Origin of the sequence: Faecalibacterium sp. I2-3-92 (genome assembly GCF_023347315.1) — a bacterium.
Taxonomy (GTDB): Bacteria; Bacillota; Clostridia; order Oscillospirales; family Ruminococcaceae; genus Faecalibacterium; species Faecalibacterium duncaniae.
Genome location: NZ_CP094470.1, coordinates 600,334 through 622,929, shown reverse-complemented (window position 1 = coordinate 622,929; position 22,596 = coordinate 600,334). Strand labels below are relative to the sequence as shown.

At 57.6% G+C, this 22,596-nt stretch carries 17 protein-coding genes and 2 rRNA genes; 1 reads left to right on the top strand and 18 read right to left on the bottom strand.

The genetic code is table 11. The features are described 5' to 3' along the window. Positions 1-38: 38 nt before the first annotated feature. The 14 genes from MTP42_RS02885 to MTP42_RS02820 form a co-directional block, all read right to left on the bottom strand. Positions 39-2,873: ribosomal RNA gene (locus MTP42_RS02885) — 23S ribosomal RNA — on the bottom strand. Between the two features lie 271 nt (positions 2,874-3,144). After that, positions 3,145-4,655, bottom strand: a 16S ribosomal RNA gene (locus MTP42_RS02880). Together the 16S and 23S rRNA genes form the textbook arrangement of a ribosomal RNA operon. A 542-nt stretch (positions 4,656-5,197) precedes the next feature. After that, entirely contained in the window at positions 5,198-6,100 is a 903-nt protein-coding gene (locus MTP42_RS02875) for a CPBP family intramembrane glutamic endopeptidase (RefSeq protein ID WP_249257925.1), read from the bottom strand. Then, entirely contained in the window at positions 6,097-6,408 is a 312-nt protein-coding gene (locus tag MTP42_RS02870; RefSeq protein WP_005929259.1) for a heavy metal-binding domain-containing protein, read from the bottom strand. The genes MTP42_RS02875 and MTP42_RS02870 overlap by 4 nt, the downstream gene beginning before the upstream one ends. Continuing rightward, positions 6,389-7,042, bottom strand: coding sequence for a MerR family transcriptional regulator (locus MTP42_RS02865; RefSeq protein ID WP_097772754.1), 654 nt, complete (start codon positions 7,040-7,042; stop codon positions 6,389-6,391). Before MTP42_RS02865 ends, MTP42_RS02870 begins: the two co-directional genes overlap by 20 nt. Before the next feature lie 192 nt (positions 7,043-7,234). Further along, positions 7,235-8,422: a DEAD/DEAH box helicase gene (locus MTP42_RS02860; RefSeq protein ID WP_005929262.1), complete on the bottom strand. Its 1,188-nt coding sequence runs from the start codon at positions 8,420-8,422 to the stop codon at positions 7,235-7,237. Between the two features lie 129 nt (positions 8,423-8,551). After that, entirely contained in the window at positions 8,552-8,863 is a 312-nt protein-coding gene (locus MTP42_RS02855) for an HU family DNA-binding protein (RefSeq protein ID WP_005929264.1), read from the bottom strand. A gap of 140 nt (positions 8,864-9,003) precedes the next feature. Further along, positions 9,004-12,255, bottom strand: a complete 3,252-nt coding sequence (carB, locus tag MTP42_RS02850; RefSeq protein WP_207697070.1) for a carbamoyl-phosphate synthase large subunit — start codon at positions 12,253-12,255, stop codon at positions 9,004-9,006. Position 12,256: 1 nt separating this feature from the next. Continuing rightward, complete coding sequence (locus MTP42_RS02845) at positions 12,257-13,366, bottom strand: carbamoyl phosphate synthase small subunit (protein WP_154277555.1); 1,110 nt, start codon at positions 13,364-13,366, stop codon at positions 12,257-12,259. Between the two features lie 34 nt (positions 13,367-13,400). Then, entirely contained in the window at positions 13,401-13,994 is a 594-nt protein-coding gene (gene pyrE / locus MTP42_RS02840) for an orotate phosphoribosyltransferase (protein WP_035393285.1), read from the bottom strand. A gap of 136 nt (positions 13,995-14,130) precedes the next feature. Next, a complete protein-coding gene (locus MTP42_RS02835; protein ID WP_249257924.1) occupies positions 14,131-15,057 on the bottom strand; it encodes a dihydroorotate dehydrogenase in 927 nt (308 codons plus the stop codon). Then, on the bottom strand, positions 15,057-15,830 hold the full coding sequence (locus MTP42_RS02830) for a dihydroorotate dehydrogenase electron transfer subunit (protein WP_005929274.1): 774 nt from the start codon (positions 15,828-15,830) through the stop codon (positions 15,057-15,059). Before MTP42_RS02830 ends, MTP42_RS02835 begins: the two co-directional genes overlap by 1 nt. Further along, complete coding sequence (gene pyrF / locus MTP42_RS02825; RefSeq protein ID WP_117506121.1) at positions 15,811-16,677, bottom strand: orotidine-5'-phosphate decarboxylase; 867 nt, start codon at positions 16,675-16,677, stop codon at positions 15,811-15,813. Before pyrF ends, MTP42_RS02830 begins: the two co-directional genes overlap by 20 nt. A gap of 119 nt (positions 16,678-16,796) precedes the next feature. Further along, entirely contained in the window at positions 16,797-17,987 is a 1,191-nt protein-coding gene (locus tag MTP42_RS02820) for a dihydroorotase (RefSeq protein ID WP_249257923.1), read from the bottom strand. A gap of 482 nt (positions 17,988-18,469) precedes the next feature. Here MTP42_RS02820 and epsC point away from each other — a divergent pair, with 482 nt between their 5' ends. Continuing rightward, positions 18,470-19,141: a serine O-acetyltransferase EpsC gene (epsC, locus tag MTP42_RS02815; RefSeq protein ID WP_215698150.1), complete on the top strand. Its 672-nt coding sequence runs from the start codon at positions 18,470-18,472 to the stop codon at positions 19,139-19,141. 141 nt (positions 19,142-19,282) lie between these two features. On the opposite strand, the gene MTP42_RS02810 is transcribed toward epsC, so the two are convergent. The 4 genes from MTP42_RS02810 to MTP42_RS02795 form a co-directional block, all read right to left on the bottom strand. Further along, positions 19,283-19,702 (bottom strand): DUF3842 family protein, encoded by a 420-nt coding sequence (locus MTP42_RS02810; protein ID WP_249257922.1) that lies wholly within the window; start codon positions 19,700-19,702, stop codon positions 19,283-19,285. Then, the gene (locus MTP42_RS02805; protein WP_249257921.1) at positions 19,702-21,123 is read right to left on the bottom strand and encodes a Sapep family Mn(2+)-dependent dipeptidase; all 1,422 of its coding nucleotides are present in this window, start codon (positions 21,121-21,123) and stop codon (positions 19,702-19,704) included. Before MTP42_RS02805 ends, MTP42_RS02810 begins: the two co-directional genes overlap by 1 nt. Positions 21,124-21,314: 191 nt before the next feature. Further along, on the bottom strand, positions 21,315-21,797 hold the full coding sequence (locus tag MTP42_RS02800; RefSeq protein ID WP_215666281.1) for a COG2426 family protein: 483 nt from the start codon (positions 21,795-21,797) through the stop codon (positions 21,315-21,317). A gap of 39 nt (positions 21,798-21,836) precedes the next feature. Beyond that, positions 21,837-22,589, bottom strand: coding sequence for an exodeoxyribonuclease III (locus MTP42_RS02795; RefSeq protein WP_035393287.1), 753 nt, complete (start codon positions 22,587-22,589; stop codon positions 21,837-21,839). Positions 22,590-22,596: the final 7 nt, after the last annotated feature.

The window sequence follows — 22,596 nt, the reverse complement described above, 5'->3', positions numbered from 1 at the left end:
CTAACATTTTGTCATTGACTTGAGAATTCAAGCGAATTGTGGTCAAGCCCTCGATCTATTAGTACACACTTGCTGAATGGATCGCTCCACTTACACATCGTGCCTATCAACCTCGTAGTCTACAAGGGATCTTACCTGATTCAATCAGTGGGATATCTTATCTTTGGGTCGGCTTCACGCTTAGATGCTTTCAGCGTTTATCCGATCCGTACGTAGTTGCCCAGCTATGCTCCTGGCGGAACAACTGGTGCGCCAGAGGTACGTCCGTCCCGGTCCTCTCGTACTAGGGACAGCTCCCATCAAATATCCTGCGCCCACGACAGATAGGGACCGAACTGTCTCACGACGTTCTGAACCCAGCTCGCGTACCGCTTTAATTGGCGAACAGCCAAACCCTTGGGACCGAATACAGCCCCAGGATGCGATGAGCCGACATCGAGGTGCCAAACCTCCCCGTCGATGTGGACTCTTGGGGGAGATCAGCCTGTTATCCCCAGGGTAACTTTTATCCGTTGAGCGATGGCATTTCCACTCACATACCACCGGATCACTAACTCCAACTTTCGTTACTGCTCGACCCGTCAGTCTCGCAGTTAGGCTCGCTTCTGCGTTTGCACTCTTTTGCTTGATTTCCGTTCAAGCTGAGCGAACCTTTGAACGCCTCCGTTACTCTTTAGGAGGCGACCGCCCCAGTCAAACTGCCCACCTAACAATGTCCCCCGACTCGATTCAGAGCCGCAGGTTAGAATTCCAATATCGCAAGGATGGTATCCCAACGGCCTCTCCGCCAAAGCCAAAGCCTTGGTTTCCCAGAGTCCCATCTATCCTGTGCATGCAACATCGAAACCCAATATTAGGCTACAGTAAAGCTCCATGGGGTCTTTCCGTCTTGTCGCGGGTAACCGGCATCTTCACCGGTACTACAATTTCGCCGGGCGGGCTGTTGAGACAGTGCCCAAATCATTACGCCTTTCATGCGGGTCAGAACTTACCTGACAAGGAATTTCGCTACCTTAGGACCGTTATAGTTACGGCCGCCGTTCACTGGGGCTTCGATTCAATGCTTGCACATCTCCTCTTAACCTTCCAGCACCGGGCAGGCGTCAGCTCGTATACGTCATCTTTCGATTTAGCACAAACCTGTGTTTTTGGTAAACAGTTGCTTGGGCCGATTCTCTGCGGCTCCATCTCTGGAGCACCCCTTCTCCCGAAGTTACGGGGTCAATTTGCCGAGTTCCTTAACAACCCTTCTCCCGTTGGCCTTAGAATCTTCTTCCTACCTACCTGTGTCGGTTTGCGGTACGGGCACCTCAGAAATACACACAGCTTTTCTCGCCATCTTCCATCTCAGACTTCGGTACTAATTTCCCTCGATCTCTACCGGAACCAACACCCGGCTCTGAGACTTCATATGTGTCCCTGTGCTTAACTCTTTTGGTGGTGACGGAATCTCTACCGTCTGTGCATCGGCTACGCCTTCCGGCCTCACCTTAGCTCCCGACTAACCTGGAGCGGACGAACCTTCCTCCAGAAACCTGAGGCTTTCGGCCATGCAGATTCTCACTGCATTCGCGCTACTCATTCCGGCATTCTCACTTCTATACACTCCACAGCCGCTTACGCTACTGTTTCTCCGCGTATACAACGCTCCCCTACCCAATACATTGCTGTATTGCCTAAGCTTCGGTGTCAGGTTTAGCCCCGTTAAATTCTCCGCGCAAAGACGCTCGACCAGTGAGCTATTACGCACTCTTTGAATGAGTGGCTGCTTCTGAGCCAACATCCTGGTTGTCTGCGTATCTTCACATCGTTTTCCACTTAACCTGACTTTGGGACCTTAGCTGTAGATCTGGGCTGTTTCCCTTTTGACAATGACATTTATCTGACACTGTCTGACTCCCAAGCATCAATACTCTGGCATTCTGAGTTTGATAAGCTTCGCTAACCTCTCGGCCGCTAGGCTATTCAGTGCTTTACCTCCAGGTATCTAACTTGAGGCTAGTCCTAAAACTATTTCGGGGAGAACCAGCTATCTCCGGGTTCGATTGGAATTTCTCCGCTACCCACAGTTCATCCGCCGCCTTTTCAACGGAGGTCGGTTCGGTCCTCCATGGAATTTTACTTCCACTTCAACCTGACCATGGGTAGGTCACCCGGTTTCGGGCCCATTATATGCAACTTAACGCCCTTTTCAAACTCGCTTTCGCTTCGGCTCCAGACCTTAAGTCCTTAACCTTGCTGCATACAATCGCTCGCCGGACCGTTCTACAAAAAGTACCCTATCACACATTGACGTGCTCTAGGTGCTTGTAGGCACAGGGTTTCAGGTTCTTTTTCACTCCCCTCCCGGGGTGCTTTTCACCTTTCCTTCACAGTACTATACGCTATCGGTCACTGGGTAGTATTTAGGGTTGGAGGGTGGTCCCCCCGTATTCCGACCAGGTTTCACGTGTCTGGCCGTACTCTGGATCCTGCGCAGCTCTCTCCGTTTTCACCTACGTGGTTCTCACACTCTCTGACCGGCCTTCCCATGCCGTTCGGTTAACAGATTGAGTCTTAAAAGCAGTCCGTACCCCGAAAGTATTTCTACTCTCGGTTTGCCCTCTTCCGCGTTCGCTCGCCACTACTTACGGAATCTCGTTTGATGTCTCTTCCTCGCCCTACTTAGATGTTTCAGTTCAGGCGGTTCCCTCAATACACCTATTTTGAATTTCAGTGTATTGTACCTGAGTATGAACCCAGGTGAGTTTCCTCATTCAGAAATCTCCGGATCAATGCTTATTTGCAGCTCCCCGAAGCTTATCGCAGCTTATCACGTCTTTCATCGGCTCCCAGTGCCAAGGCATTCGCCCTGCGCCCTTGTTCGCTTGACCTTTCAAACGTTCTTTCAGAACATTTGGTATCCTCTTGATTCTCTCTTTTGCCAACGAAGATTATTGTTACCCTTCCTTTTGAAATTGCAATATTTCTTAAAAGAACTTACTATAATCTTTGTTTCGCAGTTATTATTCAGTTTTCAAGGTACGTCTTTGAGTGTCCTTTTCAGGGCCCTCAAAATCGAACAATATCTACTCTGCTTGTATCTGTCACCTGTTCCAGATGGCCGACCATCTTCGATGTTCTTCCATCTGCCTGACTCCTTAGAAAGGAGGTGATCCAGCCGCAGGTTCTCCTACGGCTACCTTGTTACGACTTCACCCCAATCACCAGTTTTACCTTCGGCGGCGTCCTCCTTGCGGTTAGACTACCGACTTCGGGTCCCCCCGGCTCTCATGGTGTGACGGGCGGTGTGTACAAGGCCCGGGAACGTATTCACCGTGGCATGCTGATCCACGATTACTAGCAATTCCGACTTCGTGCAGGCGAGTTGCAGCCTGCAGTCCGAACTGGGACGTTGTTTCTGAGTTTTGCTCCACCTCGCGGTCTTGCTTCTCTTTGTTTAACGCCATTGTAGTACGTGTGTAGCCCAAGTCATAAAGGGCATGATGATTTGACGTCATCCCCACCTTCCTCCGTTTTGTCAACGGCAGTCCTGCCAGAGTCCTCTTGCGTAGTAACTGACAGTAAGGGTTGCGCTCGTTGCGGGACTTAACCCAACATCTCACGACACGAGCTGACGACAACCATGCACCACCTGTCTCTGCGTCCCGAAGGAAAATACTGTTTCCAGCATCGTCGCAGGATGTCAAGACTTGGTAAGGTTCTTCGCGTTGCGTCGAATTAAACCACATACTCCACTGCTTGTGCGGGCCCCCGTCAATTCCTTTGAGTTTCAACCTTGCGGTCGTACTCCCCAGGTGGATTACTTATTGTGTTAACTGCGGCACTGAAGGGGTCAATCCTCCAACACCTAGTAATCATCGTTTACGGTGTGGACTACCAGGGTATCTAATCCTGTTTGCTACCCACACTTTCGAGCCTCAGCGTCAGTTGGTGCCCAGTAGGCCGCCTTCGCCACTGGTGTTCCTCCCGATATCTACGCATTCCACCGCTACACCGGGAATTCCGCCTACCTCTGCACTACTCAAGAAAAACAGTTTTGAAAGCAGTTTATGGGTTGAGCCCATAGATTTCACTTCCAACTTGTCTTCCCGCCTGCGCTCCCTTTACACCCAGTAATTCCGGACAACGCTTGTGACCTACGTTTTACCGCGGCTGCTGGCACGTAGTTAGCCGTCACTTCCTTGTTGAGTACCGTCATTATCTTCCTCAACAACAGGAGTTTACAATCCGAAGACCTTCTTCCTCCACGCGGCGTCGCTGCATCAGGGTTTCCCCCATTGTGCAATATTCCCCACTGCTGCCTCCCGTAGGAGTCTGGGCCGTGTCTCAGTCCCAATGTGGCCGTTCAACCTCTCAGTCCGGCTACCGATCGTCGCCTTGGTGGGCCATTACCTCACCAACTAGCTAATCGGACGCGAGGCCATCTCAAAGCGGATTGCTCCTTTTCCCTCTGGTCGATGCCGACCTGTGGGCTTATGCGGTATTAGCAGTCGTTTCCAACTGTTGTCCCCCTCTTTGAGGCAGGTTCCTCACGCGTTACTCACCCGTTCGCCACTCGCTTGAGAAAGCAAGCTTTCTCTCGCTCGTTCGACTTGCATGTGTTAGGCGCGCCGCCAGCGTTCGTCCTGAGCCAGGATCAAACTCTTTATAAATGATATTTATCACTTAAAAAGTGTTAAATCTTCTTCGCTCAGCACGCAATCGCTTGCGTCCTGTGTGAATTACTTTGTTTGGAATTGTTTAACGTGTTTTTCCAACACGAAAATAGGTTCCGTTACAAGTTTTTCGATATTGTTCAATTTTCAAGGTCCTGTGCGCCTCAGCCTTAGCGACTGACGACTTGATTATTTTACCACAGAAGTGATTTTTTGTCAAGCACTTTTTTCGGAAGCTTTTCGATCTTTTCGAACTTGTGGTTCGTTTTTCAACGTATCCATATTGGTTCTTTCGCTTTGCTTCTGCCGCTTTCAGAAGTCATTCTTTCCGGCGGCCCTTGGCGCTCAAGTATAATACCACATCCCCAGCCTTCTGTCAACACTTTTTTGCATCTTTTTTGAGTTTTTTCTATATTTCGCAAAAGGTGTGCTTCCGGGCAGGGTCTGCGTCATCGCTTGAACGCTGCTTTCCTTATTTATATTATAAGCGCAGAAAATCCCCGGCAGTCGATCTGACCGCCGGGGACTGCGTTTTCTTCTTACTGTTCCTGTTTCATCTGATGCAGGGTCAATCCTACTGCCACAGCAAGCATGGGCAGCACAGAGATCAAACCGATGGGCATGGGACCCAGTACATTATAATATGCATCTGCCGGGGTGATCAGTACCTGCGGCAGCGCCGCAATGGCATTGAAAGCACCATGCGCAATGGCAGGCACCCAGATACAGCCTGTTTTCTCGTAGAGGAGATCCAGCAGGGTGTTCAGGGCAAAGCAGACCACACACCACACTACAAGCCCCAGCACCGGTGCGCCCAGATAGTTTGTGCCGTACTCGTAACCCACCAGCAGCATCAGGGGCCAATGCCAGACACCCCACACAACGCCGCCTAACAGACGACCATTCAGCAGGCCGAACCGCTCCTTCAGGCGGGGCATCATGTAGCCGCGCCAGCCGACTTCCTCGCCCAGTGCGGGAAACATGTTGATGGCGGGGGCAAGGATCACCGCAAACAGCCCGTTTTGCAGCAGATAGCTGAGGGTAGAGACCCCCAGCTCGCTGCGCAGGGTCTGGGCATCCATCTCACCGCCGTAGGCGGCTACCAGCCAACTGCAGGAAAAGTCCAGCCGGGAGGGGAATACGGCAAAATACAGCACTGCGCCCAGCAGGGTGAACACTGCCGGGCCAAACCATGCAGCCAGCCAGAACCGCCGTTTGCCCTGCACCTTCCAGCCGATACCGACAGGCTGGCGCAGAAATACTTTTTGCACCAGCAGCACAGCCAGCAGCGGGCAAAACATAGTGGCGATCAGTGCCAGCTGATACAGCACGGCATTCTTCTGCTGGAGCAGGGCCATACAGCCGCCCACCTGGCACAGCCACGCCAGACCAAAGGCAATCAGGAAATAAAGGGTAAACCCCTGCTTTTCTTTTGCACTCATACAAATTTCACCGCCGTTCCGTAAGCAATGACCTCTGCCGCACCCTGCATGACACTGGCGGAGGCGTAACGCATCCCAACCACAGCATCGGCTCCCAGTTCCTCCGCATTCTTTGCCATGCGGCCTGTGGCGATCTGCCGGGCCTCGGTGAGCATCTCAGCATAGTCGGTGACTTCGCCGCCCACAAGGGTGCGGAACCCGGCCATGATGTCGTGGCCAAGGTTGCGGCTCTGCACGGTGCTGCCCCGCACCACCCCCAGAGCCTCGATCTTTTTACCGGGGACTTCGTTAATAGTTACGATAAGCATCTTCTTCTCCCTTTCCGATCTCTTTGAGACGATCCACCAGCACCTTTAGCGTGCCGATGATGCAGCCCGCCGGGATGCCGAACAGCACCACCAACAGCGGCAGCGGCGGCACATCCTGCGGATCGACGCAGAACGACCACGCCATGATGCCGATGGACAGCAGCATGATCGCAGTAAACAATCCAGCTCCCACCAGCGCACCCCTGATGCGCTCGGCCTTCCGGTCCACCTGTTCAATATCCACAAATGTTACCCCCTGTTCTTCTTTTGCAGTCAGGCGCGCCAGCGTCTGTTCCACATCCAGTTCATTGAGGCTGACAGGTTCCTTTTGAAGCAGAGTGCAGAAGTTCACTGCCTCGTCCAGATCGGTGCGGCGGGTGTTCAAGCGTTCCAGCTGGCGGGTCATTCCCTCAGCCAGCGTGCACTCTCCCTCCAGCATCTGCCGGATCTCGGCCAGCGGCACATCCAGTTTGCGCAGCAGTTTGATGCGCCGCAGACGCTCGACATCCGCCTCCGAGTAACTGCGGTAGCCGTTGCCGGGCTCCCGCCGGGGGCTGATGAGCCCCTCTTCCTCATAAAAGCGGATATTCTTTTTGGTCACGCCCACGGCGGCTTCCACCTCGTTGATCTTCATTGGCTCTGCAGCCTCCTTACAGGCACCATCTTACACCTTCCAGAAAGGGGAAGGTCAATAGTTTTTTTGAAAAAAGAACTCCCTTCGTCTCGCATTCGCTCGACACCTCCCTCAGAGAGGGAGGCTTACCGTACGGGCAGGCTCCCTCCTTGAGGGGGCTGTCTGCGGAGCAGACTGGGGGAGTTTCTTCCTTTAGAAATAGCACTTGATCTGGAACCGATCGGCATTGTCCTGCTTTTTCTCCACCACGATGCGCTCATGGTTGAAATCAAAGTGGACCGGGGTGCACAGGTCGGTGTTGCGGGTCAGGCGGAGAAGCTCCTGCACCCGCTTTTTCTCCTCGGGCACATAGAACAGATAGCTCACGCCCTCCTTTTTGGCGCGGCCGGTGCGGCCGATCCGGTGGGTGTAATGTTCGTTGTCGCCGGGGACATCGTAGTTGATGACAGCATCCACGTCCGAGACATCGATGCCGCGGGCAGCCACATCGGTGGCCACAAGGATAGCCAGCCTGCCGTCCCGGAAGTTCTGCATGATCTGGTTGCGCTCCTTCTGGGAGAGGTCGCCGTGGAGGCAGTCCACAGAGAAGCCCAGACGGGCCAGCTGGTTGGCCAGGGTGGCGGTATTGAACTTTGTATCGCAGAACACCATGACCCGCTTGTAGCCCTCGCCAATGATGATCTGGGCCAGGTCGGACAGCTTATTGCGGCCGGAGGTCTCCAGCATGTACTGGGTGATCTTGGGCTGGCTCTCCTCCCTGGGCTGAACGGTGATCTCCTCGGCGTTGTTCTGATACAGCCAGCCGATGTCCATGACCTCGCGGCTGATGGTGGCGGAGAACATGGACAGGCTTTTGCGGGCCTTCATCAGCTCAATGATATGCCGCACATCCTTATAAAAGCCCATGTTCAGCATCTCATCGGCCTCGTCCAGCACCACCTGGGTCACATGAGCCAGATCGATGCTGTGGTGCTTATAGTGGTCCATCAGGCGGCCCGGGGTGGCTACCACGATCTGGCAGCCCTCTGCCAAACGCCTGGCCTGCTTTTCCATGTTGGCACCGCCGTACACGCAGGCCACCTGCACCTCAGGCATAAAGTAGGTCAGCTCGGTCAGCTCCTCGGCGATCTGCTGGGCAAGCTCCCGGGTGGGGGCCATGATCACAGCCTGCGGGTACTTTTTTTCTGGGTCGATATGTTCCGCCACCGGGATGCCGAAGGCACAGGTCTTGCCGGTGCCTGTGGGGGCCTTGGCGATCACATCCCGGCCTGCCAGCATCACAGGGATGGTCTTTTCCTGAATTTCTGTCATCTCTGCAAACCCCATCCGCTCCACGGCCTTGTGGATGGCTTCACTGCACTGCAACTCACTGTAAAGCATGTTTGATACTCCTTATCCTTCTACCCTTGTTTTGTTCAGTATACCATGAAACGCGGCGCTTGTCAGCACGCAAAAAGAGCCGCGCCCTTTTTGGGCACGGCTCTGCGGTTGGATCTGGGATGTACGCGCTCAGGCAGTCTCTTCCACGCTCTGAGCGGCGGCACGGCCTGCTTCCAGCTTCTGCTTGAAACGGCCGCTGGCCTTGAAGCCGGGGATGGAGGTGGACTCCAGACGGCTGGAGACCTTGGTCTTGGGGTTGGTGTAAGCCTTGGGCTTGCGGGGACGCATCTCAAAACGGCCAAAGCCGGCAATGGTCACCTTCTCGTCTGCACGCAGGCAGTCAGCGATCTGGTCAAACAAAGCGTCCATCGTGGTCTCGACCTGTGCTTCGGTAAAGCCGGTCTTGCGTGCCACGGTTTCGATCATCTGGGAACGAGTCATTGTATCGATATCCTCCTGGAACGTCCAAAAGTAACGTCTTTTGGCAAATTTTGCGTTGTTGAGTATAACAAATGCAGCCCCTCATTACGAGAGATTGCGCACGAAACGCATAATATTGCGCACGAGTTACATTTTGTGCGTTATTTTTTATGATACAGCGTTGCAATATCCACCAGCGGGATATTCTTCAGGTCATGGTCGCTGCGCAGGCAATCGACCAGTGCGTTGGCGGTATCCACAGCAGTGATGCAGGGAATGCTCAGCTCCACGGCCTTGCGGCGCAGGCGGACAGAATCGCGCTTGGGGTCACGGCCCTTGGCACTGGTGGAGAACACATAGTCCACCAGACCGCTCTGGAGCAGGTCCACGATGTTGGGGGACTCGCCGGACATGTTGCGTACCTCGTTGCAGGGGACCATGTGCTTGTTGAGCCATGCACAGGTGCCGGAGGTGCCGTACAGCTTGTAGCCCATGCTCTTGAGCTTCCAGGCGATATCCACGAACTCGGGCTTGTCGCTGTCCTTCACCGTAAAGATGCAGCAGGAGGCGGGGCCGGGGGTCTTAAAGGTATAGCCCGCACCGATCAGGCCCTTGAGCAGGGCATCGTGATAGTTGGGGGCAATGCCCAGCACCTCGCCGGTAGACTTCATCTCAGGGCCAAACTGGGTATCCACGCCGTGCAGCTTCTCAAAGCTGAACACAGGCACCTTAACAGCCACATAGGGGGCGTTGGGGTGCAGGCCGGTGCCATAGCCCATATCTGCCAGCTTCTCGCCCAGGCAGCAGCGCACGGCCAGATCCACCATGGGCACGCCGGTGACCTTGGAGATGTAAGGCACGGTACGGGAGGAACGGGGGTTGACCTCGATGACATAGACCTTGCCGTTGGAAACAGCGTACTGGACATTGACCAGACCGGTGACGTGGAGCTCGCGGGCAAAGCGGCCGGTGTAATCCACTATGGTGTCGATCTCGGCCTGGGTCAGATGCTGTGCCGGGTAGACACAGATCGAGTCGCCGGAGTGGACACCGGTACGCTCCACCTGCTCCATGATGCCGGGGATGAGGAAGTTCTCACCATCGCAGATGGCATCGACCTCACACTCGGTACCCATGATATACTTATCCAGCAGGACAGGGTGATCCATGTCCACATGCTCGGTGATAACGCCCATGTACTCGATGACATCGGCCTTGGTGTAGGCAACGATCATATTCTGACCGCCCAGAACGTAGGAGGGACGCATCAGGACAGGCAGGCCGATCTCATCGGCAGCAGCCAGAGCCTCCTCCAGATTGAACACGGTGCGGCCGGGCGCACGGGGGATCTTGCAGCGCTCCAGCAGTTCGTCAAAGCGCTCACGGTCCTCTGCCTCGTCAATGGCATCCGCCGGGGTGCCCAGGATGGGCAGGCCGATCTCATCCATGTGCTTTGCCAGCTTGATGGCAGTCTGGCCGCCGAACTGGACCACGCAGGCATCGGGCTTTTCGGTGGCGATGATGTTGTCCACACTCTCCGGGTTCAGGGGGTCGAAGTACAGACGGTCGCCGGTGTCAAAGTCGGTGGAGACGGTCTCGGGGTTGTTGTTGACGAGGATGGCCTCGCAGCCGTGGTTCTTCAGGGTCCAGACACAGTGGACAGAGCAGTAGTCGAACTCGATGCCCTGACCAATGCGGATGGGGCCGGAACCAAAGACCAGCACCTTTTTCTTCTTGGGCTGGCCGTTGGCGGCAGCCTCAGCCTCTCTGGCGGCAATGAACTCGGCGGCCTCGTTGTCGCCGTCGTAGGTGGAGTAGAAGTACGGGGTGTTGGCCGAGAACTCAGCAGCACAGGTATCGACCATCTTGAAACCGGCGCGGTAGTTCTCCACAGGCAGAGCATCCACCTGTGCCAGACGCTTGATGGTCTTATCCTGGAAGCCATACTTCTTGGCGGTCTGATACTGCTCCAGGCTCAGAACACCGTTGCACTTTGCCAGACCCTTTTCCAGGTCAGCCAGGTGCTGCATCTTATCCAGGAACCACCAGTCGATCTTGGTGATCTTCCAGATGGTCTCGTGGTCGATGCCGCGCTTGAGGGCCTCGTAGACACAGAACACGCGCTCTGCATCCTGCACATGCAGGTGGGCCACGATCTCGTCATCGGTCAGCTCCTCAAAGGGCTTGTGGGTCAGGGTGTCCATACCCAGCTCGATGGAGGAGACCGCCTTCATCATGGCTGCCTCAAAGCTGTTGCCAATGCTCATCACCTCGCCGGTGGCCATCATCTGGGTGCCCAGAGACTTGTCGGCGTAGACGAACTTATCAAAGGGCCACTTCGGGTACTTGACCACGATGTAGTCAAGCGCAGGCTCAAAGCAGGCGCAGGTCTTGCCGGTGACATCATTGGTGATCTCGTCCAGCGTATAGCCGATGGCGATCTTGGTGGCCACCTTGGCAATGGGGTAGCCGGTGGCCTTGGAGGCCAGTGCGGAGGAGCGGGACACACGGGGGTTGACCTCGATGACCGCGTAATCGTAGCTGTCGGGCTTCAGGGCAAACTGGCAGTTGCAGCCGCCCTCGATGCCCAGCTCGGTGATGATATCCAGTGCGGCGGTGCGCAGCATCTGGTACTCGTGATCGGTCAGGGTCTGGGAGGGAGCCACGACCACGGAATCGCCGGTGTGGATACCGACGGGGTCCAGGTTCTCCATGTTGCAGACGGTGATCACGTTGCCCTTGTGGTCACGCATGACCTCGTACTCGATCTCTTTCCAACCGGCGATGCACTTTTCCACCAGGATCTGATGGATGGGGGAAAGACGCAGGCCGTTGGTGCCGATCTCGATGAGCTTTTCCTTGTTTTCGCAGATGCCGCCGCCGGTACCGCCCATGGTAAAGGCAGGGCGAACAATGACGGGATAGCCGATGCGGTCCGCACAGGCCAGCGCATCCTGCAGGGTCTCCACGACCTCAGAGGGGATGATGGGCTGATGCAGCTTTTCCATCGTCTCCTTGAACAGCTCACGGTCCTCGGCGCGGTCGATGGTCTCAGGCTTGCAGGCCAGCAGGCGGATGCCGGTGCGGTCCAGATAGCCGGAACGGGCCAGCTCCATGGAGAGGTTCAGGCCCATCTGGCCGCCCAGGTTGGGCAGAACGGAGTCGGGCTTCTCGATCTCCAGGATGCGCTCCACCACCTCAAGGGTCATGGGCTCGATATAGACATGATCGGCCACATCCGGGTCGGTCATAATGGTAGCGGGGTTGGAGTTGAGCAGAACGGTCTCAATACCCTCTGCTTTCAGGGCGCGGCACGCCTGAGTGCCGGAGTAGTCGAACTCAGCGGCCTGGCCGATGATGATGGGGCCGGAGCCGATGACCAGCACCTTTTTGATTCTGGGGTCCTTGGGCATTTCAGCGCACCTCCTTTTTTGCTGCTTTGACGTTGTTCAGGAAGCGGTCGAACAGGAACTCCGTATCCTTGGGGCCGCCGTTGGCTTCCGGGTGGAACTGGACCGTGAAGCAGTTCCACTTCTTGTACTTGATGCCCTCGCAGGTGCCGTCGTTGGCGTTCACCTGTGCCACCTCGCCCATCTCGGCGGGCAGCTCCTCGCCCACGACCGCATAGCCGTGGTTCTGGCTGGTGATGAAGGTGCGGCCCGACTCAAAATCAGTGACAGGCTGGTTGGCACCGCGGTGGCCATACTTCAGCTTCATGGTCTTGGCACCAGCGGCCAGAGCGCTGAGCTGGTGGCCCAGGCAGATGCCGAAGGTGGGGATGCCCAGTGCAAAGATCTGCTTCAGGTTCTCAATGACCTCCACCGGCTCGGCGGGGTCGCCGGGGCCGTTGGACAGCATGATGCCGTCCGGGTTCAGGGCAGCCACTTCCTCAGCGGTGGCAAAAGCGGGCATCACCGTTACCTTGCAGCCGCGCTTGACCAGGCAGCGCACGATATTGCGCTTGCAGCCGTAGTGCATCAGCACGATGTGGGTCTCGCCCTTCTCGTTAAAGACCTCGGGCTTCTCGCAGGTCACGCTCTTGACAGCATCCGTCACGGCATAGGCGCGGATGGTCTCCAGCAGCTTCTCCGTCTCGGCCTTGTTGGCAGGGTCAGCGGGGTCAAAGGTGGTCAGGATGGCACCGTTCATCACGCCGCTCTCCCGGATGATGCGGGTCAGGTGGCGGGTGTCGATGCCCTCGATGCCGATGGTATTGTTTTTCTTCAAAAAGCTGTCCAGCGTCTCCTCACAGCGCCAGTTGGAGGGGGTGGTGCAGGCCTCGCGCACAATGTAGCCCTTGGCCCAGATGCGGTCCGACTCCATATCGTCCTTGTTCATGCCGTAGTTGCCGATGAGGGGATAGGTCTGGGTGATGATCTGGCCGTAGTAGCTGGGGTCGGTCAGGGTCTCTTCAAAGCCCACCATACCGGTGGCAAAGACGACTTCGCCCACGGTAACGCCCTCAGCACCCACTGACTGGCCTGCAAAGACCATGCCGTTTGCCAAAAGAAGATAAGCGTTCATAGGTACTCCTTGTTTCAACACGGTTGTTGTCAAGTTACAGGGTCTGCTTGGCTTCCTGCTTCATCTTGCGGCTGCCCAGGTGCACCAGAGGCAGCTTGCCCTCCTTGCAGATGGGGCACTCCTCGGGTGCGTAGTTGGGCAGGTCCAGCTTCAGGGCGCTGGCCAGGATGGGAATGGGAGACGGAGCCTCGGGCTTAGTGCGGTCCACCACGCAGGTGATGCCCAGGCAGATGCCGCCGGCCTCTTCGATCACGCGCTTGGTCTCCAGGGAGGAGATGCCGGTGGTGACAACGTCCTCAGCAATGATGCACTTTTCACCCGGATGGATGGCAAAGCGCTTCAGGGTCATCACATTGTCCACGCGCTCGGTGAAGATGGCGCGCTTGCCGGTCTGGCGGGCCAGCTCGTAAGCATAGACGATGCCGCCCATGGCAGGTCCCACGATGACATCCACATCCAGCTTCTTGATCTGATCGGCCACAGCCTTCATTACCTCGGCGCAGCGGTCAGGGTACTGCTGCAGGTAGGCCATCTGGCAGTATGCGCTGGAATGGCGGCCGGAGGAGAGCAGGAAATGGCCCTCCAGGAATGCGTCACAGCTCTTCAGAATTTCAAGTGCTTCACTCATTGTAGTTCTCCCTCTCTTTTTTATGGAAAATATCTTTTGAACGGTATTGTACCACGCTTTTGCAGCAATTGCAAATTTATGCGCATTTTTTCATTTTATACGCATAAGTCGTGGTTATTCTGGTATATCAGCTCGATTATTCAGCATTTCGGGCGCAGTCGCGGATCTCCTCCAGCGTTTTCACGCCGTGGGCATCCATCCACTGTGCCATCTCGTCGGCAATGGTCTCCATGGCGCGGGGGTTGGCAAAGTTTGCCGCGCCCACCTGTACCGCCGTGGCACCTGCCATGATGAATTCCAGTGCGTCACGGCCGGTGGCAATGCCGCCCAGACCCACCACCGGGATGTTCACGGCACCCACTGCCTGCCAGACCATGCGCAGGGCAATGGGCCGCACCGCCGGGCCGGACAGACCGGCAAAGATGTTGTTGAACACCGGCTTGCGCTTTTCCAGATCGATGGCGCAGGCCTGGAAGGTGTTGGTCAGGCTGATGGCATCCGCACCGGCGGCCTCCACAGCCTTGCACATCTCGGGGATGTTCTCTGCCTGGGGGCTCAGCTTGACCATCAGGGGCTTTTTGCAGGCCGCGCGGACCATCCGCACCACCTCACCGGCAGCCTCGGCCTTCACGCCGTAGGCCATGCCGCCCACCTTGACGTTGGGGCAGGAGATGTTCAGCTCCACGATGTCCACTGCACTCTCGCTCAGCAGAGCCGCACCCTCAACATACTCTTCCTCACTGTGTCCACCCAGATTGGCAATGGCCACTGTGCCGTATTTCTGCTTGAGCTCCAGCATCTCGTTCAGTTCCACGTCAATGAAATGCTGAACGCCGGGGTTCTGCAGGCCGATGCTGTTGATGAGGCCGGAGGGGGTCTCCCACAGGCGCTCGCCCTTGTTGCCGTACTGGCCGTGCAGGGTCAGGCCCTTGCCGGAGATGCCGCCGATCTTGGAAAAATCGGCCAGTTCCTCGTACTCCACACCGTAGCCCACAGTGCCGGAAGCGCCGATGACCGGGCTGTTCATCACAAAGCCCAGCAGGTTTGTTTTCAGGTCAGCCATCAGAAGAACACCTCCGTTGCATCAAAGACCGGGCCATTTTTGCACACGCTCTTGCCCTCGCCGCCCTTGGTCTCGCAGGTGCAGCCAAGGCAGGCACCAATGCCGCAGGCCATCTTTTTTTCCAGGCTCACGAAGCAGGGAGTGCCCTTTTCGGCACAGATCCGGGCGGCGTTTTTCATCATCACGGTGGGGCCGCAGATCAGCACGGCATCGTAATCTGCCGGGTCATACAGCTGGGTCACAAAGCCGTGGAAACCCACCGCGCCGGTATCGGTGGAGACCTTTACCACATTTGCGATGGAGCGGTACTCCTCCATGCAGTAAGGGGTATCCCGGAAGCCGAAGAACACGTCCGGCTTAACACCGGCAGCTGCCAGTTCCCGTGTGACCTGATACATGGGGGCGGTGCCAATGCCGCCGCCCACCACGGCGATCTTATGGTATTGTTCGGCCAGGGCCGGGATATCAAAGCCGTTGCCCATGGGGCCGGTCAGCTGGAAGGTATCACCGGTCTTCAGCTGGGCAATTTTGTGAGTGCCCTCGCCGATGACCTGATACAGGAACTCAATGGTCTGGGTCTCCGGCTCCCACTTGTGCACGCTGATGGGGCGGGACAGGAAGGGGGCCTCATCGGCACCCCAGGCACGCAGGGTAAAAAACTGCCCGGCGTGGGGGGCATGCTCCCGGTCAGGCCAGAGGGCACGCAGGAGCCGGATGTCCGGCAGGATGCTCTCATGGCTCAGAACGGTGGCTTCACAGCAGGCTGCACGCATGAGCAATGGCCTCCTTCATGTTCACACACTCGTTGTAAGCGGCCTCATCAAAGGCCACGCCGGGCTGCTTCTTGTAGGCCAGCAGGATGCCGCGGCTGGAGTTGACCACGCCGCCGTTGCCCTTGGTCAGGTACTGGGCAATATCCTCCGCCTTGCCGCCCTGTGCGCCGTAGCCGGGGATGAGGAAGAAGCTGTCCTGATACTTGGCGCGGATCTCGGTGGCCTCCTCGATGTGGGTGCCGCCGATGACCAGACCGATGGAGGAGTAACCGTGCTCGCCCATGTAGTCCTTGCCCAGAGCGTTCAGCTTGTCGCCCACCAGATCGTAGACGTGGCGGCCGTCTGCCAGCTTCTCATACTCAAAGTCCTTTGCACCGCCGTTGGAGGTGCGGCAGAGGACGAACATGCCCTTGCCCTGCTTTTCGGCATAGGGCAGGTAGGGGCTGATGGAATCCAGACCCATGTAGGGGGCCAGGGTGACGAAATCAGACTCGAAGTCGCCGGTGAAGTGGCCCATGGCGTACATCTCGGCGGTCTTGGCGATATCGCCGCGCTTGATATCGGCGATGACAGGGATACCAGCCTCGCGGACAGCGGCCAGGGTCTCGGCGTAGGCCTTCATGCCCTCCAGACCCAGGGACTCGTAGTATGCGATCTGCACCTTGTAGCAGCCAGCCACAGCCTTGGTGGCATCGATGAGCTTCTTGTTGAAGCGGACGATGTTCTCCCCCTTGGTCAGGGTGGTGTCCACAAAGTCAGCGGGCAGGTAGCTGAAATCAGTGTCCAGGCCCACACACACCGGGCCGCGGGCTGCAACTGCTTCGTAAAGCTTGTCCATGTTTGTCATTGTCGGGTTCCTCCATACTCTCTTATTACGAATTAAACCTCTCAGTCAGCGCTGACGCGCTGCCAGCTCCCCTAGTAGGGGAGCCCTTGGCAAAGAGGTGAAGTGATACGTTCTGACTTTTACTCCTCAGCCTGATAGGTCAGCTTGCCGCCCTTGATGGTGGCATAGACCCTGCCGTAGAGCTGTGCACCATCAAAGGGGCAGTTATGGCTCTTGGAGTGCAGCTTTTCTTTGTCCACGGTGTAGGGGTTGTCGAGATCCACCAGCACGAAGTCTGCATCGTAGCCGGGCTCCAGCTGGCCCTTGGCAAGGCCCAGGATCTCTGCCGGGCGGGTGCTCATCAGGTGCACCAGCAGTTCCAGCGGCAGGCCCTCTTCCCTGCAGAGCTTGGTGTAGCAGACCCCAAAGGCGGTCTCGCTGCCCACCATACCGGCCATGCCCTTCAGCTTGTCCTCCTCGGAGTGGGGAGCGTGGTCGGTGGCAATGGCATCCACCACACCGGAATGGATGCCATCGATGAGCGCCTGCACATCATCCGCGGTGCGGATGGGCGGGTTGACCCGGTAATCGCAGGTCTCATTGTTGAACCACAGGTGATGCGGGGTCACCTCGCAGGTCACGGGTGCGCCGCGCAGCTTTGCCATCTGGATGGCCTCCAGCGCGCCCCGGGTGGAAACGTGGCACATGTGCAGCCTGGTCTGGTAGTACTCGCTCAGCCAGCAGTTGCGCACGGTCTCCAGATCCTCGGCCAGCCGGTAATCCCAGGGGCTGATCTCCATATCCTCAGCGTGGCTCATCACGGTGATATCCCGCTGGGTGCAGATGGCAAAGGCCCGGGCCATGGTGGCGTTGTCCTGCACACCGTGGCCATCCTCGGTGATGAACTTCACGCTGGCGGGCAGGGTCTTGAGGTGGTCGATGGTCTTGCCGTCAAAGTTCTCGGTGATGGAAACCGTCTGGTTCACATCGCACAGGCCCACCTCGGCGGCCTTCTGCTCCACCATGGCTGCCTGTGCGGCAGAGGAGCAGATGGGCTTTGTGTTGGGCATCAGGTTGACAAAGGTGTAGCCGCCTGCGGCCGCAGCCATGCTTCCGGTGGCGATGTCCTCCTTATATTCAAAGCCCGGGGTGCGCCAGTGGCAGTGCAGGTCCACAAAGGCAGGCAGCACGGTCAGACCGCCTGCATCGAGGACAGTCTCCCCCTCCCCGGCCAGTGCGGAAAGATCCTGACCCACGGCGGCGATCTTTCCGTCTTTCACGAAAAGCTCCACCGGGCGGCCCGCAGCGTTTACAGCGTTGATGAGCAGCATATTCTTTTACCTCCCTGTTCGTATCTCGGATGGGCGGATGCGGGCATTGCAGCCCGCGGACAGGCAAAAAAAAGAACTTTTCCACAAACGGAAAAGTTCAAAAAGCGAAAAAAGGAAACACGGAGCCCACCGCAAAAACGGCTGCAAACTGCTTTTTCAGTTCAGCGTTCATTTTTGACAGCATTCGTCCGCTTCTCCTTTTCCTTCGCATTTGTTTTCGTTATATTTTATCATAGAAACGCAAAATGTGTCAATGCTTTCTGTAAGATTCCTGTGTGAAAAGGTTTTGGCTGTATCTCCCGGAATTTTGGCTACTCTACCGAAAACCCGTTTCCCGCCCCATACTCCCTGCGCGGAGAGGTTTTTTCTCCGTCAATTCCTACCAAAGCACTGTACATTGAAGTTTGCATGTGTTATTATAGTATCTGTCAAATCGAGAGAGCCGCACCGAGGCGGCTGAACAAAAAGGGAGGGTTCCCCACATGAGCTTATTGGAGGACGCACGGAACATCCAGCGCAAAGACCCCGCCGCACGCAGTGTGCTGGAGGTCATCCTGCTGTACCCCGGCTTCCATATCCTGGTCTACCACCGCATTGCCCACTGGCTGTATGAGCACGGGCACTTTTTCCTTGCCCGCTGGGTCAGCCAGCACGGCCGCCACAAGACCGGCATCGAGATCCACCCCGGTGCCCGGATCGGCAGGTGCCTGTTCATCGACCACGGCATGGGCATCGTGTTCGGCGAGACCACCGTGATCGGCGACAACTGCACCATCTACCACGGCGTGACGCTGGGCGGCACCGGCAAGGACACCGGCAAACGCCACCCCACCCTGGGGAACAATGTGCTGATCGGCGCGGGCACCAAGGTGCTGGGCCCGGTGTATATCGGCGATAACGCCCGCATCGGCGCAGGCAGCGTTGTGCTGCGCAACCTGCCCGCCAACTGCACCGCCGTGGGCGTGCCCGCCGAGGTGGTGCGCATCAACAACAAGGCCGTCAACCCCGCTGATGACCTGGACCAGCAGGATCTGCCGGATGTCATGTCCCAGCGCCTCACCGAGCTGGACCGCCGCATCAGCAGGCTGGAAAAGGACGCACAAGGGGATGTGCCCCCCAGCATCCACGAGGTCATCCAGAAACAGCAGCGCTGAACCTCTCGGTCCCACTTTGCGTGCCAGCTTTCCTCATAGGGGAGCCGCTGGCATGGCGGTACTATCCGCAAAAACTGCACAAAGCTTCTGCAAAACGAAAGCAGCTGCGCTCCGCACACACGGAACGCAGCTGCTTTTCTGTTATTTACAAGGAGTTTCCACCAGTTCTTTGACCTTTTGTGCCGCTGCCGCCACCAGCTGGCCGATGGGCTGGTCGGGCACGCCCACCACGATGTTCTCACAGTGGTTGATGGGCACCAGCACCCGCCGGGCAGGGCTCTGGCAGACTGCCGCTGCCATGGCGGGGGTGATCTCGCCCAGCAGCGCGTCAGCGATCACAATGCCGATGGGCCCCACGATAACATCCGCGATGCGGCAGTTCACGACCACGGCGTTCTCGCCGGTGGCAGCGCGGACCGTCCCCGCCTTGAGCATGGCCGAAGTCGCAATGCTGTTGGTGCCCACGGCGGTCAGCCGGGCTTCCGGGCAGGCGGCAGAGATGGCCGCCACCAGCTGGCGGCCCAGACCGCCGCCCTGGCCGTCAATGACCAGAACGTTCATCAGAAGTCGATCTCCTCCAGCCGCAGCAGGGCGATGATGTAGATCTTCAGGGCCTCCAGCAGCTTATCGATGGGAGCTGCCTCGTTGGCACCGTGCATCGGGCCGCCGAACTCAGGCAGCACCATGTCCTCGTGCTCGGGGCCAAAGCTCACCGCATAGGGGAAGTGGCGGGCATAGGTGCCGCCGCCCATGGTAAAGGGCGTGGCATTCTCGCCGGTGACCTCGTTGTAGGTCTCGATGCAGGCCTTGATGGCGGGGGTATCGGCTGCGATATAGAAGGGCTCGGCACCCTCGGCCTTCTCCAGAGAAGCACCCGTACCAATGGCAGCTTTGATCTGCTCCTTCATCTTCTCGGCGTTGGTGCAGGTGGGGTAACGGCTGTCCATGGTCTGGACGATCCGGCCCTCCCGCATGAAGATGCGGCCGCCGATGATGGTCAGGGGGCCAAAGGGGCCGTCGGCGCAGTCGATGCCCAGGCCGGTGCCTGCGGTGGAAGCGTGCAGCTTTTTCAGGGCTTCCAGATAGGCGCGCTCTGCATCGTTGCACAGACCGTTGTCCAGCAGGTAGTTCACCACCAGACCGATGGCGTTGACCGTGCCCTCGGGCATGGCGGCATGGCCGCTCTTGCCCCAGCCCCGGATACGCACCCCATTGCCTTCCGGCTCCAGCGTGATGTTGGGGGCATTTTTCAGCTTGGTGATGTCAGTCTCCACCAGTGCGCTGGCGCGGTCGGGGACTGCATTGTTGGCAACGCCGCCCTCGAACTCCTTGATCTCACCATTGCAGACCGGGCTGACCAGCTCTGCACCGAAATGGCCCTTCTCGCCGTTGCACACCGGGAACTCTGCATCCGGAGTGAAGCAGAACACCGGGGCCGGGTAGTTCTTGAGGTAGTATTCCACATCGTTCATGTGGGTCTCTTCGTTGTCGCCAACCATTGCGCGGATGGGATACCGCAGGGAAACGCCCTCCTCCTTGAGGAACTTCAGGGCGTACAGGGTAGCCACCATGGGGCCTTTGTCATCGGCCACACCACGGCCGATCATCCAGCCGTCCCGGATCTGCATCTTGAAGGGGTCCTGGCTCCAGCCGTTGCCCACGGGCACCACATCCACATGGCAGATGGTTGCCAGATACTTCTCGGGGTCTGCACCGGCCAGCTCGGCATAGCCGATGTAGTTCTCGCAGTTGCGGGTCGCCAGACCCATGCCTGCAGCCAGCTCCAGCGTCTTGTCCAGCGCCGCGCGGGGGCCCTCACCAAAGGGAGCCTCCTCGGTCGGGGTGCCTTCCACACTGTTGATGGCCACCAGCGCCGCGATGTCCTCCAGAATCTGCTCCTTGTTCGCCGCAATAAAGGCGTCGATCTTCTGATTCAATGCCTGATCCATGATTGCTTCGTCCTTTCTTTGTCGTAACGACACGTTACTGTTTATTGTAACACACTTAAAGCGCTTTTGCCAGCCTTCGGCAGCCTGCTTCTGTACGAAACCTCTCCGTCATCATCGCTATCGCTCGATGCCACCTCTTCTAATAGGCGAGGCAGGACTTGGCTCCCCTGCCAGGGGAGCTGTCGCGGCAAAGCCCGCGACGGAGAGATTTATTCTCCTATCTGTCACACTGCAAACAGGCTGCTGGCCGCGCCCAACACACCGGCGCTGGCCAGGCCCATGATGATGCCCGCCAGCAGCACACCACCCATGCAGGCAATGAGAACATCCTTGAACTTCATGTCCAGAATGGAGGCTGCCAGCGTGCCGGTCCAGGCACCGGTGCCGGGCAGCGGGATCCCCACAAAGAGCAGCAGGGCAACGGTCAGGCCCTTGCCGGCCTTTTCCTCCAGTTTGCGGCCGCCCATTTCCCCCTTAGTGATGAAGAACTTGCACACCGGCCCGATGACCGGCTTGTGGTAGCCCCAGATGAGGAACTTGCGGGCAAACAGGTAGATGAAGGGCACCGGCAGCATATTGCCGAGCACGCAGACCAGATAGGTGGGCAGGGCGGGCAGGCCCATGCCCAGCCCGATCGGAATGGCACCGCGCAGTTCAATGACCGGCACCATCGAGACAAAAAACACCATCAGATAATTCTTGAGCATCCAGGTTTCTCCTTATCATAAGATCATGATCGTAACGGCTTACAGGTCGATGACCAGCTCCACCGGGCAGTGGTCGGAGCCAAACACCTCGTTGTGGATCTCGGCAGCGGTCACCTTGTCGGCGATGCGGTTTGAAACGATGAAATAATCAATGCGCCAGCCCGCGTTCTTTTCCCGGGCGTGGAAGCGGTAGCTCCACCAGCTGTACTTCACCTCGTCCGGGTGAACCGCGCGGAAGGTGTCGGTAAAGCCCGCCGCCAGCAGCTCGGTCATCTTGGCCCGCTCCTGGTCAGTGAAGCCCGCGCTCATCCGGTTGGTCTTCGCATTCTTGATGTCGATCTCGGTGTGGGCTACGTTCAGGTCACCGCAGAGGATGACCGGCTTTTTTGCGTCCAGCTCCAGCAGGTAGGCCCGGAACGCATCCTCCCAGGTCATGCGGTAGTCCAGCCGCTTCAGGCCGTCCTGACTGTTGGGCGTGTAGCAGTTGACCAGATAGAAGCCGGGATATTCCAGCGTCAGCACCCGGCCCTCGTGGTCGTGCTCCTCCCTGCCGATGCCGGTGGTCACGGCCAGCGGGGCCGTTTTGCACCAGCAGGCCGTGCCGGAGTAGCCCTTTTTCTCGGCAGAGTAGGTGTACTCGGTGTAGCCCTCGGGGGCAAAATCAGCCTGCCCCGGCTGCATCTTGGTCTCCTGCACCGAGAAGATGTCGGCATCCAGCGCCGCAAAGCTTGCGGCAAAATCGTGGGTCAGGCAGGCCCGCAGGCCGTTGACGTTCCAGCTGATCAGTTTCATATCCTGT

Bases quoted from the DNA above. Each gene is read 5' to 3' on its own strand.
- carB (WP_207697070.1), bottom strand. From the start codon at position 12,255: ATGCCCAAGGACCCCAGAATCAAAAAGGTGCTGGTCATCGGCTCCGGC.
- epsC (WP_215698150.1), top strand. From the start codon at position 18,470: ATGAGCTTATTGGAGGACGCACGGAACATCCAGCGCAAAGACCCCGCC.
- MTP42_RS02860 (WP_005929262.1), bottom strand. From the start codon at position 8,422: ATGCTTTACAGTGAGTTGCAGTGCAGTGAAGCCATCCACAAGGCCGTG.
- pyrE (WP_035393285.1), bottom strand. From the start codon at position 13,994: ATGAGTGAAGCACTTGAAATTCTGAAGAGCTGTGACGCATTCCTGGAG.
- MTP42_RS02875 (WP_249257925.1), bottom strand. From the start codon at position 6,100: ATGAGTGCAAAAGAAAAGCAGGGGTTTACCCTTTATTTCCTGATTGCC.
- pyrF (WP_117506121.1), bottom strand. From the start codon at position 16,677: ATGACAAACATGGACAAGCTTTACGAAGCAGTTGCAGCCCGCGGCCCG.
- MTP42_RS02845 (WP_154277555.1), bottom strand. From the start codon at position 13,366: ATGAACGCTTATCTTCTTTTGGCAAACGGCATGGTCTTTGCAGGCCAG.
- MTP42_RS02830 (WP_005929274.1), bottom strand. From the start codon at position 15,830: ATGCGTGCAGCCTGCTGTGAAGCCACCGTTCTGAGCCATGAGAGCATC.
- MTP42_RS02870 (WP_005929259.1), bottom strand. From the start codon at position 6,408: ATGCTTATCGTAACTATTAACGAAGTCCCCGGTAAAAAGATCGAGGCT.
- MTP42_RS02855 (WP_005929264.1), bottom strand. From the start codon at position 8,863: ATGACTCGTTCCCAGATGATCGAAACCGTGGCACGCAAGACCGGCTTT.
- MTP42_RS02795 (WP_035393287.1), bottom strand. From the start codon at position 22,589: ATGAAACTGATCAGCTGGAACGTCAACGGCCTGCGGGCCTGCCTGACC.
- MTP42_RS02820 (WP_249257923.1), bottom strand. From the start codon at position 17,987: ATGCTGCTCATCAACGCTGTAAACGCTGCGGGCCGCCCGGTGGAGCTT.
- MTP42_RS02800 (WP_215666281.1), bottom strand. From the start codon at position 21,797: ATGCTCAAGAATTATCTGATGGTGTTTTTTGTCTCGATGGTGCCGGTC.
- MTP42_RS02835 (WP_249257924.1), bottom strand. From the start codon at position 15,057: ATGGCTGACCTGAAAACAAACCTGCTGGGCTTTGTGATGAACAGCCCG.
- MTP42_RS02810 (WP_249257922.1), bottom strand. From the start codon at position 19,702: ATGAACGTTCTGGTCATTGACGGCCAGGGCGGCGGTCTGGGCCGCCAG.
- MTP42_RS02865 (WP_097772754.1), bottom strand. From the start codon at position 7,042: ATGAAGATCAACGAGGTGGAAGCCGCCGTGGGCGTGACCAAAAAGAAT.